17 protein-coding genes are annotated in these 15,863 nt (G+C 45.9%); all 17 read right to left on the bottom strand.

Annotated features, from left to right (window positions below; all coding sequences use genetic code 11):
- Positions 1-10 precede the first annotated feature (10 nt).
- Complete coding sequence (gene greA / locus BV455_RS13790; RefSeq protein WP_017435584.1) at positions 11-487, bottom strand: transcription elongation factor GreA; 477 nt, start codon at positions 485-487, stop codon at positions 11-13.
- Between the two features lie 127 nt (positions 488-614).
- A complete protein-coding gene (gene udk / locus BV455_RS13785) occupies positions 615-1,250 on the bottom strand; it encodes a uridine kinase (RefSeq protein ID WP_017435583.1) in 636 nt (211 codons plus the stop codon).
- 1 nt (position 1,251) lies between these two features.
- Positions 1,252-2,520 carry a peptidase U32 family protein gene (locus tag BV455_RS13780; RefSeq protein WP_218687281.1) on the bottom strand — a complete coding sequence of 423 codons (1,269 nt, stop codon included), beginning with the start codon at positions 2,518-2,520 and terminating at the stop codon, positions 1,252-1,254.
- 60 nt (positions 2,521-2,580) lie between these two features.
- Positions 2,581-3,510 carry a peptidase U32 family protein gene (locus tag BV455_RS13775; RefSeq protein ID WP_061579637.1) on the bottom strand — a complete coding sequence of 310 codons (930 nt, stop codon included), beginning with the start codon at positions 3,508-3,510 and terminating at the stop codon, positions 2,581-2,583.
- Complete coding sequence (locus BV455_RS13770; RefSeq protein WP_017435580.1) at positions 3,507-4,160, bottom strand: O-methyltransferase; 654 nt, start codon at positions 4,158-4,160, stop codon at positions 3,507-3,509. The genes BV455_RS13775 and BV455_RS13770 overlap by 4 nt, the downstream gene beginning before the upstream one ends.
- 139 nt (positions 4,161-4,299) lie before the next feature.
- Positions 4,300-5,394, bottom strand: coding sequence for an endolytic transglycosylase MltG (gene mltG / locus BV455_RS13765; RefSeq protein WP_042406356.1), 1,095 nt, complete (start codon positions 5,392-5,394; stop codon positions 4,300-4,302).
- A 124-nt stretch (positions 5,395-5,518) separates the two neighbouring features.
- The gene (locus tag BV455_RS13760; RefSeq protein WP_017435578.1) at positions 5,519-5,806 is read right to left on the bottom strand and encodes a DUF1292 domain-containing protein; all 288 of its coding nucleotides are present in this window, start codon (positions 5,804-5,806) and stop codon (positions 5,519-5,521) included.
- Positions 5,807-5,822: 16 nt separating this feature from the next.
- Positions 5,823-6,239, bottom strand: a complete 417-nt coding sequence (gene ruvX / locus BV455_RS13755) for a Holliday junction resolvase RuvX (protein WP_017435577.1) — start codon at positions 6,237-6,239, stop codon at positions 5,823-5,825.
- 3 nt (positions 6,240-6,242) lie between these two features.
- Positions 6,243-6,509, bottom strand: a complete 267-nt coding sequence (locus BV455_RS13750) for an IreB family regulatory phosphoprotein (RefSeq protein ID WP_017435576.1) — start codon at positions 6,507-6,509, stop codon at positions 6,243-6,245.
- 70 nt (positions 6,510-6,579) lie between these two features.
- On the bottom strand, positions 6,580-9,213 hold the full coding sequence (gene alaS / locus BV455_RS13745) for an alanine--tRNA ligase (RefSeq protein ID WP_017435575.1): 2,634 nt from the start codon (positions 9,211-9,213) through the stop codon (positions 6,580-6,582).
- Between the two features lie 323 nt (positions 9,214-9,536).
- Positions 9,537-10,598, bottom strand: a complete 1,062-nt coding sequence (locus tag BV455_RS13740; protein ID WP_017435574.1) for an AI-2E family transporter — start codon at positions 10,596-10,598, stop codon at positions 9,537-9,539.
- 96 nt (positions 10,599-10,694) lie between these two features.
- Positions 10,695-10,829 (bottom strand): YrzQ family protein, encoded by a 135-nt coding sequence (locus BV455_RS13735; protein ID WP_017435573.1) that lies wholly within the window; start codon positions 10,827-10,829, stop codon positions 10,695-10,697.
- Between the two features lie 12 nt (positions 10,830-10,841).
- On the bottom strand, positions 10,842-11,033 hold the full coding sequence (locus BV455_RS13730) for a hypothetical protein (RefSeq protein ID WP_015864601.1): 192 nt from the start codon (positions 11,031-11,033) through the stop codon (positions 10,842-10,844).
- A gap of 16 nt (positions 11,034-11,049) precedes the next feature.
- Entirely contained in the window at positions 11,050-11,523 is a 474-nt protein-coding gene (locus BV455_RS13725) for a PRC-barrel domain-containing protein (RefSeq protein ID WP_042406361.1), read from the bottom strand.
- Positions 11,524-11,558: 35 nt separating this feature from the next.
- Entirely contained in the window at positions 11,559-13,913 is a 2,355-nt protein-coding gene (gene recD2 / locus BV455_RS13720; protein ID WP_017435571.1) for an SF1B family DNA helicase RecD2, read from the bottom strand.
- Positions 13,914-13,931: 18 nt separating this feature from the next.
- Positions 13,932-14,594: a tetratricopeptide repeat protein gene (locus tag BV455_RS13715; RefSeq protein WP_017435570.1), complete on the bottom strand. Its 663-nt coding sequence runs from the start codon at positions 14,592-14,594 to the stop codon at positions 13,932-13,934.
- Between the two features lie 145 nt (positions 14,595-14,739).
- Complete coding sequence (gene mnmA, locus BV455_RS13710) at positions 14,740-15,855, bottom strand: tRNA 2-thiouridine(34) synthase MnmA (RefSeq protein WP_061579388.1); 1,116 nt, start codon at positions 15,853-15,855, stop codon at positions 14,740-14,742.
- Positions 15,856-15,863: the final 8 nt, after the last annotated feature.

Here is a 15,863-nt window from a genome sequence, read left to right as displayed (position 1 = left end):
ATTTTGAAACCTATTTAACGGCAACAATTTTTACGAGCATTTCGCCACCTGGTGTTTGCACGGTGACTTCTTCGCCAACTCTTCTGCCAAGCAGCGATTTTGCGATCGGGGAGTCATTGGAAATTTTTCCTTCAAATGGATCGGCCTCTGCGCTGCCGACAATCGTGTATGTTTCTTCTTCCCCGTCCGGAAGTTCAATAAATGTCACTGATTTTCCTAAGGAAACGACATCCGGATTTTCCTTGTCTTCTTCAATGATCACCGCATTGCGAATCATATTTTCCAACGTTTGAATGCGCGACTCGACAAATGCTTGTTCATCTTTGGCGGCATCGTATTCCGAGTTTTCCGACAGGTCCCCAAAACCGCGGGCAATTTTAATGCGTTCCACTACTTCCTTCCGCTTTACCGTTTTTAAATATTCAAGCTCTTGTTCCAGTTTCTCTTTTCCCTCTTTTGTCATCGGATATTGCTTTTCATTTGCCATCATCTTTCACTCCTCTATATATTTTTCTTTTTCATGATGTGTATGTAAAACGTACGAACAACGGAAAACGCTGTTCGTACGTTTACTTGTTTATATATATTTATATTGTTTTATCTATGCTATGTTATTATAAAAACGATTTTTGTTCAAGAATTGTGCGAATTTTTGTGACCAGTAAATCAATGGCGACATGATTTTGCCCGCCTTCCGGAACAATGATATCGGCATAGCGTTTCGTCGGTTCGACGAATTGATTATGCATTGGACGGACGACGGAAACGTACTGTTCGATGACGGACTCGAGCGTGCGGCCGCGTTCTTTAATGTCGCGGAGCAGGCGGCGGATAATGCGGATGTCCGCATCGGTATCGACGTATACTTTAATATCCATTAAGTTGCGCAAACGCTCATCCTCTAAGACAAGAATCCCTTCTAAAATAATAACATCTTTTGGCTCGACGTGGATGACTTTATTCGACCGTGTGTGAAGTTTGTAATCATACACCGGCTTTTCAATCGGCTCATACTGCAACAATTTATGAATATGCTCAATTAACAAATCATTATCAAACGCAAGCGGATGGTCGTAATTCGTTTTCAGCCGTTCTGCAAACGGGAGATGGCTTTGATCCTTATAGTAAAAATCTTGCTCAAGCACTAAAATCGAGCGATCGCCAAAATGCTCATAAATTGCCTTTGCCACGCTCGTTTTCCCCGAGCCGGATCCACCGGCTACGCCGATGACAACAGGCTTCTTCCCCATGTTAGTTCTCCTTTCTCATCATGTTGTACGGGAAGACTTCGCGCTCTACTTTAAACTTGACGATTTGCAGCGGGTGGCGCGCCGCGTCTAATTCGTTCCCATTTTCATCCCAAATTTTATCTACGACTTGCGTGAAGTTTTCAATTTCCGGACCAAAAAATTCCACTTCATCACCTGGTTTAAAGAAGTTACGCTGCTGCAATGTCACCATTCGCGTTTCTTTATCATAATCGAGAACAAGGCCAGCAAATTCATGGGTCGTTTTGCGGCTGTGCGAACCGTACATATGATCGTTGTATCCTGGCATGCCAGCAAAGAAAGACGGAGCTGTATCACGGTTGGCGCATTTATCAAGCTCTTTTATCCATTCCTCGCGAATGACGAAATGGTCGGGATCCGCGCAATACGCATCAATCACTTTGCGGTATACGCTCACAACCGTCGCCACGTAATGGATCGATTTCATCCGTCCTTCAATTTTTAAGCTGTCGATTCCTAATTCAATCATGGCTGGAATGGCGCGAATCAAATTCAAATCTTTAGCGCTCATGGCAAATGGTGCGTCGTTTTCATCAAAGAGCGGAATCTCTTTATCCCCTTCTAATTTATATAAATCATAATCCCAGCGGCACGATTGACAGCAGCCTCCGCGGTTGGAATCACGCGCTGTCATATGGTTGCTTAACACGCAGCGGCCGGAGTACGCCGAGCACATCGCTCCGTGAATAAACGCTTCAATCTCAATATCGACTTTTTCTTTAATTTCGCGGATTTCTTGCGCGCTCGTTTCGCGCGCGAGCACGACGCGCTCTAATCCTTCCTCTTTCCAAAATTGCACCGCTTTCCAATTAGCGAGCGACTGCTGCGTGCTTAAGTGCACCTCCAATTTTGGCGCCACCCGGCGCGCCGTTTCAATAATAAGCGGGTCGGCGACAATAATGCCGTGAACGCCGGCCTGCTCTAACGCCTGTAAATATTCCTCAAGACCGGGAATGTTTTCGTTATGCGCATAAATGTTGGCCGTTACGTACACTTTGGCGCCATATTGGCTTGCAAACTGAACGCCTTCTTTTATTTCTTCGATCGTAAAGTTATCGGCGTTCGCGCGCAAGCTGTATTCTTGACCGCCGATAAACACCGCATCTGCGCCGTAGTGCACGGCGATTTTTAGCTTTTCCAAGTTGCCGGCCGGAGCGAGAAGCTCGGGTTTTTTCACGATTACGCGTTTGCCGTCAATGATTTCGGAAATTTTATCATTTTTTAGCAGCATCCGCTCATTCCTCCTTTTCTTATTGCCTAGCGCGATGCAACGCATCGCTCGTTTTTGTTGTTAGTAAACCGTTTCTTTAAAGAAAAATCCCGTATCCAATGGGCGGTGTTTCGGCTGAATCGCTTCGATTTTCGCCAACAGCTCGTCCTTTTCTTTTTCGTATTGCGCACGGTTTTCTGCACATAAATCAATGGCGCGGCGATACAGTTTAGTCACTTCGGTAATATAGCTTTGTTCATGCAGCACTCCATCGATTTTAAAGCTGTCAATCCCCGCGTCTACCATCTCGCTCAATTCATCAATGATGCAAATATCGTTTGGACTCATAATATGTGTGCCGTTTTCGTCCTCGAAAATCGGATATTTATTGTCGCGTTCTTTATCATATAAAAACATGCCTTTTTCATATTTTTTTCGTTCGATTTCCATCACTTTTCCTTGATACTCAAAATAGTTGCCGATCAATGAACGTTTCGACTGATACATGCACGTCATTCCGTGCACTTGCACTTCGATTTCTACTTCCGCATGCTTCTTAATTTCCAAAATCGCCTCCATATTTAATTCACGGGCGAGAACGGCGCGCTTTGCCCCCTTTCTCCCCCAGTAGTTGCACGTATACCAGTTTGTCGCCGTCGTTTCCGTATTCCAGTGCAGCTTCATATGGGGAGCGACTTCACGCACCGTCATTAATACGGCCGGATCGCCAAAGACGATCGCATCGGCGCCGACCTCGGCAAGAAAACGAATGTAATCGCCAAGTTCATCGACTTTATCGTTGTGAAAAATGGCATTCATCGCGACATATACTTTCATGCCGTATTGGTGCGCCGCTTTCACCGCTTCTGCTACATCCGCGCGGGAAAACTCCCCGGCGAGGCGCAGACCGTAACGCTGTTCGCCGATCATCACCGCATCGGCGCCGGCATTGGCTAAATCATGTATGTGGGAAACGCTCGTTGGCGTCACTAACAATTCTGGTTTTTTCATTGCCTTTCACCTCGTTTTCTTGATATTGCCACCCCATCCCCAACCGGAAGAATGATCGTTTCGTAATCGTTGCGGCCTGCAAGCCATTCGTTATAACGGCGAATTTTCGCCGCTAACTGGCGCATGCGCTTGTTTTCAATTGGCTCCTCTGTTGCAACAAGCCCCTTGAACAATACATTATCCGTAATGATCAAGCCGTTTTCTGCAAGCAGCGGCTCATACAGTTCAAAAAAGCGCTGGTATTGTCCTTTTGCCGCATCAATAAACAAAACATCAAATGGGGCGGCTTTCGCGACATCGCTATAGACGTTGAGCGCATCTCCGAAAATGACGCGGATTTGCCCGCTTGTCCCTGTTTGGTTGATATAAAAAAGGGCTCGTTCATATCGCTCCTTGTCTCTTTCAATCGTAACAATTTCGGCGGCGGGAAGCGCTTTTGCCATGCGGATCGCCGAATACCCTATCGCTGTGCCGATTTCCAAAATCCGCTTTGGCTGGGCGATTTTCAATATGTGCAGCATTACTTCTATTCCCGTCACTTCCATAATGGGAATATCATATTCTTGCGCGTAACGCTCCATCTCTTTTATTTGCTTATCCCGCTCCGGAATAAACTGCTTAATATATTGGACGATTTCTTTCGATATCAAAAGAGCCCCTCCTCGAAAAAATAAGAGTCACTGAAGGACTCTTATTGTAGGATAGCGATTGATAACTTTATATATACTACCACAAAACATGCGAAATGCGAAATATTTTCGCCCGTCGTCCAGCAATTCACATTCGATTCTATTGTTTTCCAATATATTTCTCCTTCTGGCGATTATGTTCTTCCAATGTTTTGGTAAAAACAACATCTCCGCCTGGTGTAGCAAGAAAATAGAAATAGTCCGTTTTCGCAGGTTTCAATGCCGCTTGAATCGACATCATCCCGGCATTGGCAATCGGCCCAGGCGGGAGGCCTTTGTAGATATACGTATTATATGGGGATTTTACTTCTAAATCTTTATAATAAACGCGATCTTTATGCTTGCCAAGCGCATACAAAACGGTAGGGTCTGTCTGCAATGGCATGCCCTTACGGAGGCGGTTGTAAAACACGCTCGCAATTTTTTGGCGATCCGCTTTTTCCGTTGCTTCCTCCTCAATTAGAGAGGATATGGTTAACAGCTGGTGCGGCGACATATTTGCTTTCTTCATATCCTGTTCGTATTTCGCTAACACCTCTGCTGTTTTCCCCAACATCTCCTCAATAATGTCGGAAATAGGGGGCTTTTTTTCATCAAACGAATACGTAGCAGGAAACAAATAGCCTTCTAGCGGATAACGGATGTTTTTATTAAAAATATCCTTCGACAAAACGGTAGGGTATTTTTGCATCAAATGTTCAATATAAGCACGGTCATTTAACTGCTTTAGCACCTCTTCCTTCTTGTATCCCGTTTTTTCGGCAATGATGGCCGCGATTTGCGTTATTTGCGTCCCTTCCGGAATCGTTAGTTTAAGTCCGGCTTTTTTCGTTATCTTTCCCGTTTTTAAAACTGCAATAATATCGTCAACGGACATGGAACGATTTAGTTTGTATTCCCCTGCTTGGAAATCCACATGATTTTTAAATTTGACGTAATAGCGAAACACCGTTGCGCTTTTGATCAGCCTCTTTTTTTCCAACAGATTGGCAATCTCATTCACGGAAGAGCCGATAGGAATCGATATATGAACAGGCTTTTTGTCCTGTGGATCGACTGGTTGCAACGCCGACTTGATATAGAAATAGCTGCCTACCCCTATCGCGATACAAGCAATCAATATAGCAGCACAAACGAGCAACACGATTTTTCGTACAATTTGTGCATCTTTTTGTAAAAATTGGTTATTGTCCATTGGAAACCTCCTTTCACTCGTGATATTATACTACAAATTTTTGCATTTTTCGCTATTCGTTTGTCTTTTTTTCAATAAAAAAGATGGTCCGGTATACCGGGCCATCTTTTTCATCCTACTTCTCTCATTCTTCTTGTTCGGCGCAGAACGTATTCCATACTTCTTCAATCATTTCCCATTCTTCTTCCGACTCAATTGGCAGCAGTTCCCCTTCCTGCTCTCCTTCACCAGGAATAAATGCTGACACATGAATTTCCGTTTCTTCGTCATCATCTTCAAATTCTGCACCTACCGGATAATAAAACACATACGATTTTCCAAAGTCCTCTGACTCAAACGTAAACAATATTTCACATAATTGCTCATTGCCGTTTTCATCGACAACAGTAATATGTCGATCGCCATGTTCCATATTTTTCTCCTCCAATTTACTGTTTACTATCCAAATACGACTGCAAAATGACGACAGCCGCCATTTTATCGATGACCTTTCTGCGCTTTTTTCGGCTGAGATCGGCGGCGATTAACATCCGTTCCGCCGCCATAGTGGATAAACGCTCGTCCCACAATATGACTGGAAGGGAAAATTCCCGTTTGAGCAATTCTGCGAAGCGCTGGCTCGCCTCCGCCCGCGGACCAACAGTTCCATTCATATTTTTTGGAAATCCGACGACAATCGTTTCGACCTGATATTCGTCAATAATTTCGCGAAGCCGCTTCAGCCCGTATTCTCCTCGCTCTTCGTCGATTGCGATCGTCTCCAGTCCTTGCGCCGTCCAGCCCAGTTCATCGCTAACTGCTACTCCAAGCGTTTTTGTACCTAAATCAAGTCCCAATATACGCATCGGTTAATCCTTTCGTTGCCCTTGTAAATAGAATTTCACCAATTCCTCAATTAATTCATCACGCTCCACTTTTCGTATTAAGGCGCGCGCATCTTTATGGCGGGGGATGTAAGCAGGGTCGCCAGATAATAAGTACCCGACAATTTGATTAATCGGATTGTATCCTTTTTCTTGCAGAGCGTCATACACCGTCAGCAGCACTTCGCGAATATTTGTTTCGGCTGGCTCTTCCGAAAAATGAAACCGCATCGTTTGGTCAAACGAGCTCACCGTCTCCACCTCGCTCTCCGTTCTGGCATCTCCCTATCTTACATCCATTGTACACTATCTTTATCAATTATCAAACGGATTTTATCCATTTTTCGACATATTGCAATGCTTCTCCGACTTTGCTTGGGTCTTTTCCGCCGGCCTGTGCCATGTCAGCACGACCGCCGCCACCGCCGCCGCAGCGAGCGGCCACTTCTTTAATTAATTTTCCAGCATGGTATCCTTTTTCCACTAAATCGTTCGTGACACCGGCGATCAAGTTTACTTTTTCTTCTTGCACAGCAGCCAACACGATAATAGCGGATCCTAGTTTTTGCTTCAAATCGTCTACCATCGTCCGCAAATGATTCATATCTGTCGCATTGACTTTGCTAGCTAATACCGGAATGCCGTTTACTTCTTTGACTTTATGGACAAGATTAGCCGCTTCTAAATTGCCAAGACGGGCCGCAAGTGATTCATTTTCGCGCTGCAATTGACGGATTTCGTTCATTAATGCGTCTAGTCGCCCCATTATTTCTCTCGGGTTCGCTTTTAATTTTTGCGCTACTTCTTGTAAGAGGGCGATTTGCTCATTCATAAAGCGGTACGCCGCTTCGCCTGTAACGGCTTCAATCCGGCGGGTGCCGGCGCCGATTCCGGACTCGGAGACGATTTTAAACAAACCGATCGCCGAGGTATTCGGCACATGGCAGCCTCCACAAAGCTCTAAACTGTAATCGCCTACTTGCACGACGCGGACAATCTCGCCGTATTTTTCGCCAAATAGCGCCATCGCCCCCATCGCTTTCGCTTCTTCAAGCGGCTTATAGAAAATGTCGACCGGAATGCTGCGCCAAATTTTTTCATTGACAATGGCTTCAATTTGCTCTAGCTCCTCTGGCTTCACTTGGCCAAAGTGAGTAAAGTCAAAGCGCAAGCGGTCTGGAGCGACTAACGATCCTGCCTGGTTGACATGTGGCCCGAGCACATCCTTTAACGCCTGGTGCAACAGATGGGTCGCTGTATGGTTTTTAATAATATTGGCCCGTTTTGCCTCATCAATTTGCGCTGTATATGTTTCTCCTTTTCTCAATGTTCCTTTTTCGATGACGACATAATGCAGGTGCTGCCCGTTTGGCGCTTTTTGCACATCTTTTACAAACGCTTTTGTCGTTTCGTTTTCAAGCCAGCCTTGGTCGGCGATCTGTCCGCCGCTTTCCGCATAAAACGGAGTTACATCTAATATAATTTGCGCTTCGTCTCCTTCTTTTACTTCATCAACAAGCTGCCCGTCTTTGACAATAACGGCGACCGTAGAGGCGGTATGGAGCTGATCGTAACCGACAAACTTGCTTTCTACTTTAATATCGCCGAGCACGCCGCCTTGCACCTGCATCGAGTCGACGTCCTGTCTAGCGGCACGGGCGCGCTCACGCTGCCGCTCCATTTCCCGTTCAAATCCGTCGTGGTCGACTTTCATTCCTTCTTCTTGCGCATATTCTTCCGTTAGTTCAATTGGAAAACCATAGGTATCATAAAGGCGAAACACATCTTCTCCGGAAATGACATCGCTTCCCCGTTCTTTTTCTTTTTGAATGACGCTTGCTAAAATCGCCAACCCTTCATGAAGCGTTTCGTGGAAGCGCTCTTCTTCATTTTTGATCACTCTTTGGATGAACTCGGCTTTTTCTTTTACTTCCGGGTAGAAATCGCTCATGATTTCGCCGACAACCGGCACCAATTCGTACATAAACGGCCGCTCGATACCGAGCTGCTTAGCATAGCGAACCGCACGGCGCAATAACCGGCGCAATACATATCCGCGCCCTTCGTTTGACGGCAGCGCGCCGTCGCCAATCGCGAATGTGACCGCGCGAATATGGTCAGCGATCACTTTAAAAGCCACGTCTTTCTCCTTGTCCACACCATATTTTTGTCCGGAAATTTGCTCTGTCGCGCGAATGATCGGCATAAACAAATCGGTTTCAAAGTTAGTCGGCACTCCTTGCAAAATCGAGCACATCCGCTCCAGGCCCATGCCCGTGTCAATGTTTTTCTTTGGAAGCGGCGTGTACGTGCCGTCTGGATTATGGTTGAATTGCGAAAATACCAAGTTCCACACTTCTAAATAGCGGTCGTTTTCCCCGCCCGGATACAATTCCGGATCATTCGGATCGTTTCCAAATTCTTCGCCGCGGTCATAGAAAATTTCTGTATTTGGTCCGCTCGGTCCTTCGCCAATATCCCAGAAATTTCCTTCCAACCGTATGATTCGTTCTTCCGGAATGCCGATTTCTTTATGCCAAATTTCAAACGCTTCCTCGTCTTCCGGATGAACCGTGACAGACAGCCGCTCCGGCTCAAAGCCAATCCATTTTTCGCTCGTTAAAAATTCCCATGCCCAATGAATCGCTTCCCGTTTGAAATAGTCGCCGATGGAAAAGTTTCCGAGCATTTCGAAAAATGTATGATGGCGTGCGGTTTTGCCGACGTTTTCAATGTCATTGGTACGGATCGATTTTTGCGCATTGCAAATGCGGGGGTTCTCTGGAACAATGCGGCCGTCGAAATATTTCTTTAACGTCGCCACCCCGCTGTTAATCCATAACAGCGACGGATCGTCAACAGGAATGAGAGAGGCGCTTGGCTCAACGGCATGGCCTTTCTCCTTAAAAAACTCTAAAAACATTCTCCTTACTTGCGCAGAAGTAAGCTTCTTCATGATGATCCTCCCTTTCTATGTAATAATATATATAAAAAACTCTCATCCCCTTCAGGGACGAGAGTTATGCTCGCGGTACCACCCTGTTTATGAACGGCAGAGCGTTCATCACCTCATTAGCCGTAACGTGGCTTAGACGTCAGGTTTTGCCTGCGCTCCGGATTAGCGTTCTGTTACCCTTCATCTGGAATTTCTTTCAGCCGCGGAAATTCCTCTCTGTGCGCGAATTCGCGCTTTAAGATGGACTGTAACATACTCGATCCGTCATCGCATTATGTATTCACTTTTTCAATGTATGATTATAGACAAGCCATATCAATTTGTCAACGCGGCTGGTAATGTTCTTTCCAATGAAGAAGAGCCACCTTCAATACTGCCAGAAGCGGAACAGCAATAATAAGGCCGAGCACCCCGGCAATTTCGCCGCCAAAAAACAAAGCAAACATAATCACGAGCGGATGCATATGCAAACTTTTTCCGACAATCAGTGGTGATAAAATATTTCCTTCCAAAAATTGAAGGAGAAAAATAATAGCAGCGACGATGAGCACCATTTTCAAGGAAACGGTTGCCGCTAAAATGACCGCGGGAATGGCGCCGATAATTGGTCCAAAATAAGGAATAATATTGGTGATGCCGATGATGCAGCCAAGCAACAGCGGATAATCCATTCCGACAAGCCACAAAGCGAGCGCGGCCACCGTGCCGATCACGGCTCCTACAAACAATTGCCCGCGGATATAGTTGCCAAGCGATTCGTCAACATCTTTCAAAAAGGCCATTCCCGGCTCCCGCCACCGTTTCGGCGTCATATACCATACCGCTTTTTTCAGCAGTTCGATATCCTTTAACATGTAAAATACAATAAATGGAATAAGCAGAAACAGAAACGCCGAATTGACCAACCCTTTTACACCATTCATCACCATCGTTAACGTATCGGCGGCGGTTCGTTCCATTAGCGTCAGCATCGCTTCAATTCGTGTATGAATTTCCATTGGCCATGTCGACGTCTGGTTATGAATGTCCTTCGCCCAATTCCGGTATGTTTCGATTAACGCCGGCAAGCTTTCGCTCAATTCTTTCAACTGTTCAATAAACAGCGGAATGCCTTTATACAAGCCGTAGCCGATGCCGCCGAAAAAAAGAAAATAGATCAATAAAATGGCTATCCAGCGCGGGATTCCCTTTTCATGAATGTATTCCACCAATGGATGCAATAAATAAGTAATAAAAGCGGCAATGATAAATGGAATCAACGCGGTAATCAATAAATCGACGGCAGGCAGCCACACTTCTTTCATGCGGACGACTAAATAAATAATAACCGTAATAAGCAGCCATTTGCCAATTCGAACAATCGACAACCACTGCTGTTCCCCCATCATAACACCCCCCTTACCGTTAGTGTAGGAGAAGGGAGCGGAATTATGCAAAAAAGCGCCAATTCCCGCTATGTTTACAGGAATTGGCGCCAGCTTTTAGCGAACGGCGCGGGCTAAACGGCGTTGCATTTTTTTCATTGTGCGGTTGTTCATCCAGTTATTGCGCTGTGCTACTCGATAGGCAGCAACGCCTAATCCTAATGCCAACAGAGAGGTCATTGTCCGATTCATGCACGTTCCCTCCTAAAATTGGATTGTGCGCTCGTGTTCATCAAACAAATCATCTAACGAGCTTAACGTCCCGTCTTCCTCGACTTGATGGGCGTGAATAATCCCTTTTGACACGGACAATTCAATAAAGCAGTCCCAACAATAGTATTGATTCACACCAATTTTCCCTAAATTTTTGCTTTTGCAATTCGGGCAAATGAGCACGAAACAGCCACTCTCCTTACATCGTTGTGTTTACAATAATCGCTTCTTCCCCCGCGGTGAAAGGGGCAGCAGCAATTCGCTTTTTTCCTTCCGTTAAATCGGCAAAAAAACCGTCTGTAATCTCATATCCTCCGATTATGCCCAATTGCCCGTGAAAATATACATCCTCTAATAATCCAAGTTTTTTTCCATCCGCCGTAATCACCGGTTTGCCGGCGATTCCGTGCTCACTGTAAAGAGAGTAGCCGGTTTGGAAAGAGGAAAATGGTTGTAAACAGGCAGCATCCTTTATGATAACCCCATCCGTTCCAACTGCTTGCACGGCCGAAAACGGGAGATAGCGATGGCGGGCAAACCACCCTTTGCTCTCTACTGCAAATCCTTGCACTTTTCCATGACTGGTAAAACAAATATCGCTGATTTTTCCAACGATCTTCCCTGTTTTTTGTTCATATACTGGAAGACCTTTCATATGAGAAAATGTTCGCAAAGATCTCCCCACCTTTCCAGCCATGCTTAGCTTGGCTAGCTGCTCATAAAATCATACGGTGAAACGTTTTCCATCCCTATGTTCGCATCTTCCATCGGCAGCTCTCCTTCGGTAAATGGCGCGAGAAACCGCTGCAATTTCTCCGCCAACGTCGTCTGCCGCGTCCCATCATCGCTGCGGGCGACTCCGAGCCGAAACGCCTCTTCCTCCCCGCATAAAATTAAAAACTGTTTGCTTCTTGTCACGGCGGTATATAGCAAATTCCGCTTCAGCATGCGGTAATAACTTTTGACAACCGGCAAAATAACAATTGGAAATTCGCTTCCTTGCGCTTTATGAATTGAACAGCAATAGGCATGGGTAATTTGCGACAAGTCTTGCCGCGAATACGTGACCTCGATGCCATCAAACGAAACAACGACCAAATCCTGCTTTTCCGTATTTTCTTTCGCGTAAAAAATGGCGACAATTTCACCAATATCTCCGTTAAACACGTTATCTTCCGGCTGATTGACAAGCTGCAGCACTTTGTCGCCGACCCTGTACACGACATCTCCGACAGAAAGCTCCCGCTTTTTTTCAGACTTTGGATTAAATAATTCTTGCAGCACTTGATTCATCCGGTCAATTCCGGCAGGTCCGCGGTACATTGGGGCGAGCACTTGAATATCTTTTACAGCAAAGCCTTTTTTGCGCGCATTATCGGCAATTTGCCGCACTACTTCGGCTACTTGTCCTGTCTGGCAACGGATAAAGGAGCGATCCGCTTTTTGGGCCGTTAAATCGGAAGGAACGAGGCCGTTTTTCATCTGGTGGGCCAATTCAATAATCGATGATCCTTCCGCCTGCCGGTACACTTCGGTCAGGCGAACGGTCGGCACCACTCCTGCCCTCAGCAAATCCTTTAACACTTGTCCCGGCCCAACTGATGGAAGCTGGTCTTCATCGCCAACAAGAATCACCTGCATGCCGTCAGGAATCGATTTAAACAGCTGATTCGCCAGCCACGTATCGACCATTGACATTTCATCAACAATTAAAAGCCTGCCGCTAATCGGTTCATCCTCGTCATGCGTAAAACCTTCCGCTCCGTTCCAGCCAAGCAGCCGGTGAATCGTTACAGCGGGAAGCCCGGTCGCCTCGCTCATTCGCTTTGCCGCTCTTCCCGTTGGTGCGGCAAGCAAAATCGGAAACGGACGGTCTTTCGTATAGTCTTTCGGATCAAGGGAAAGGCCATGCAAATCAGCAAATATTTCCACGATCCCTTTAATGACCGTCGTTTTCCCCGTCCCGGGCCCGCCGGTTAAAATAAAAAGCGAAGAGGAAAGCGCCTGGCGAATCGCTTCTTTTTGCAGCGGAGCGTATTGTACAGACAAACGCTCCTCCAATCTGCCGAGCGCCAGTAAAAATTCCGATTCTGGAAACGTCATGACCGCTTCCGTTTGCTGCAGCAAGCGTTTTACATTTGTCACAATTCCTTTTTCGGCAAAATAAAGTGACGGAATGTAAAACCTTTCCTCCTCCTCAATGAGTTTGCCTTCCTCGGCAAGCATGACCAACATTTGCTCAATCGTTTCGGCGCGGATTGTTTCACTGCGCTTTGCTTCTAAAAGCTGCTTCACATGTGCTGTCAGTTGGTCTTTCGTTATATATACATGTCCCTCTTGTAGGCAATCCTGTTCCAGCGCAAATAAACAGGCGGCGCGAATCCGCGCTGGGTGGCTTCCCGAAATGCCAAGCTGATATCCCAATTCATCAGCACGGCCAAATCCAATTCCTTCAACATCTTCAACAAGCTGGTATGGGTTTTGCTGAATAATGGAAAGCGTTTCTTCTTGATATGCTTGATAAATTTTCATCGCTAACTGCGGCCCAAACCCAAACTGTGAAAGGGCGATCATCGTTTGCTCTAATCCTTCGTGGGTGCGCAGCGTTTCATACAATTCTTTCGCCTTTTGCTTCGTTAATTTCGGAACGCCATCTAATACGCTTGGATCCTCTAAAATTTTAGAAATGGCATTTTCCCCGAGCGTTTCGACGATGGCCGTTGCCGTTTTTTTTCCGATTCCTTTAAATAAATCGCTCGCTAAATAATGAATGAGTCCCTCTTTCGTATTCGGGAACTGTTTGCGAAAATGTTCGACTACGTACTGCCGGCCAAATCTCGGATGGTTGTGAAATTTCCCATAAAAAATATACGTATCCTGTTCGTTCATTTTCGGAAAATATCCGGTCACTACTACTTCTTGTTCTTCACATGCTTCATTCGTTTCTTCCACACGGACGCGGATGACGGAATAAAAATTTTCCTCGTTATGGAAAATAGTAGCAACACATGTTCCTTTAATAAACGACGCTTCGTCTAATGCAAACGATTCCTGTTGGCGCAATGGGAATCCCCTGCCTTTTTATTGTTGTAGCTTCTTTTCCATCATCTTTTTTCCATATCCTGCTAATAGGTGATCCGGCTGAATTTCCAAAGCAGTAGAAAACATGTCATGGGCGGTTTTGATATCCTCTTTGTAGGCATAAATGACGCCTAAATTATAATAGGCATCCGCATGACGGGGATCTAGCTGAATCGTTTTCTGGAAATAGTCCATCGCTTCGTCTACCAATTCGAGATGGGCAAGGCATAATCCTAGTTGAAACACAGCCTCCACGTCGTTTTCCTTCAACTCCACCGCCCTTTGTAAATACGGAAGCGCCAGCCGCGGCATCTCCAGGTTGATTAGCGACATGCCGAGCATAAAAAAAGCATCCGCATCCTGTAATCCTTTTCGCATCGCTTGTTCAAACATGTTCTTTGCTTGCGTGAATTGCCCGCGTTTGTAATAGACGGAGCCTATTCCATAATAAGCGGCAGCTGCATTATCATCAAGCTCGAGCGCTTTCTGGAAAAACTGCAGCGCCTTTTCCTCTTCTCCCGCCGCGGCTAACACCGTGCCAAAATTAATGTAGCCGACCGGATCTTTCGGATTTTCCTCAATCGCGTCGTGGAAGCATTGAATCGCCTCCTCATAATTTCCTTGCTGCATATAGGAAATTCCTTGTTGATTTTTATCTCCCATTGTTTTGTCACCCCTTACACCAATTGTAGCACATATGTTCGCAATTTTCTATCATTTACAAAAACACCTCAACCCAGGCAAGAGTTGAGGTGTTTCCTATCTGTCACCGCTTTTTTCGCTTTCCAAGGCCCAAGGCTATCATCCTTTAACCGACATACCAGAGCTTTTCACCATCGCGGAACACTTCATCAATGGTGCCGCCGCCGAGGCACTCCTCACCGTTGTAAAAGACAACCGCTTGCCCCGGCGTAACGGCACGAACTGGTTCATCAAACACCACTTCGACTCTTTCGTCATCAATCGGATGAACGGTAACGCCGGTATCCGGCTGACGATAGCGGAATTTTGCCGTGCAATGGAACGATTGCGTCGGTTTGCGATCCGACACCCAATTGACGTTTATGGCAATAAGGGAAGTGGAATATAAATATTTGTTGTTGAATCCTTGCGCTACGTACAAAATATTTTCTTTGACATTTTTTCCAACGACAAACCACGGCTCGCCGCTTCCGCCAATGCCAAGGCCGTGGCGCTGCCCGATCGTATAGTACATCACCCCGTCGTGTTTTCCTTTTACTTCACCATCCAGCGTTTTCATCACGCCTGGCTGCGCCGGCAAATAATTGCTTAAAAACTCTTTAAAATCGCGTTCCCCGATAAAACAAATTCCCGTGCTGTCTTTTTTTCCAGCGGTGGCAAGCCCCGCCTCCTTCGCAATTTGCCGCACTTGCGTTTTTTCGAGATGTCCGATCGGAAACATTACTTTGGACAGCTGCGCTTGTCCTAATTGGTTTAAAAAGTACGTTTGGTCTTTATTTTGATCAACGCCCCGCAGCATTTTATATTCGCCGTCGCGATACGCCACGCGCGCATAGTGCCCGGTCGCTACGTAGTCGGCTCCAATCGATAGCGCATGTTCTAAAAATGCTTTGAACTTAATTTCTTTGTTGCACATCACATCCGGGTTTGGAGTGCGTCCGGCTTTGTATTCATCCAAAAAATACGTAAACACTTTATCCCAATACTGTTTTTCAAAATTGACGGCGTAATACGGAATGCCGATCTGATTGCAGACGCGCACTACATCTTCGTAATCTTCCGTCGCCGTGCAGACACCGTTTTCATCTGTATCATCCCAGTTTTTCATAAAAATCCCAATGACATCGTAGCCTTGCTGTTTTAAAAGCAGCGCCGCGACGGAAGAATCCACACCACCAGACATGCCGACAACGACACGTGTATCTTTTGGTGCTTTATTCACATGTTTCA

The organism is Parageobacillus caldoxylosilyticus (assembly GCF_019272935.1).
Taxonomy (GTDB): Bacteria; Bacillota; Bacilli; order Bacillales; family Anoxybacillaceae; genus Saccharococcus; species Saccharococcus caldoxylosilyticus.
This window is presented reverse-complemented; position numbering and strand designations above follow the sequence as displayed.